Consider the following 911-nt stretch of genomic DNA (forward strand, 5'->3'; position numbering starts at 1 on the left):
CTTCTTCGACCTGTCCGGAACCGCCGAACATCGTGACGCGCAGATCCGGCGCGCTGCGGCGTGAAGACCATCGGCATCGAGAACCTGGACTTCACAGCGGAGAAGACCCGCGAGAAGCACGGCTGTCGCGAACGGTTCCGGCTGGTGTCGATGGCTGCGGACCAGGACCTGTCGATCGTGGCCGTTGTCCCGGCCTACACGTCGGCGCGGGGCGATCAGCACGAGTTCTGCGTTTGACGACAGCCCGGCACGGGGCTGCACTGGATTCATAGACGCTGCGCCGACTCCGTCCTAAGGAGAGCAGCGATGACAACCATGGCGAGTTTCAACCTTCTGCAGCCATACAAGATCGCCGAGGAGACGTTCGTCATCCCGTGGGCCCTTGAGGCCCCACCGGTCGGCCACTTCCCGATGAACTCGATGGTGATCCGGGGAACCGAACCGGTCCTCGTGGACACCGGGGCGCCCGCAGTGCGCTCCCAGTGGCTGGAGGCGGCCTGGTCCGTCGTGGATCCCCTGGACGTACGGTGGATCTTCCTCACCCACGACGACCGCGACCACGCCGGCAACCTCCTGGCGGTCCTCGCGGAATGCCCGAACGCAACCCTGCTGACGACATGGTTCTCCATCGGCCGCATGGCGGAGGAGTGGGAGATTCCGATCAACCGGTGCCGCTTCATGACCGACGGCGACACGATCGACGCGGGCGACCGCACCCTGGTCGCCAAGCGACCGCCCCTGTACGACAACCCCACAACCCGAGCCCTCTTCGATTCCAAGGCCAACGTCCTGTGGGCCGTCGACACCTTCGCCACGAATGTGCCGACCCCTGTCCCCGACATGGCGGCGCTGTCGCCAGACGAATTCCGCGACGGCCAGTTCTTCGGCGGAAGCCTGGTCTCCCCCTGGGT

The 911-nt window shown here is 65.9% G+C and carries 1 protein-coding gene and 1 pseudogene; both read left to right on the plus strand.

Translation table 11 applies throughout. From position 1 onward, the window contains the following. A pseudogene (locus tag TN53_RS46250) lies at positions 1-222 on the plus strand (IS200/IS605 family accessory protein TnpB-related protein); the annotation flags it as partial. 84 nt (positions 223-306) lie between these two features. After that, positions 307-911, plus strand: a 605-nt coding sequence (locus tag TN53_RS41065) for an MBL fold metallo-hydrolase (RefSeq protein ID WP_234441833.1), incomplete at its 3' end; no start/stop codon positions are given.

The organism is Streptomyces sp. WM6386 (assembly GCF_000972385.1).
GTDB lineage: Bacteria > Actinomycetota > Actinomycetes > Streptomycetales > Streptomycetaceae > Streptomyces.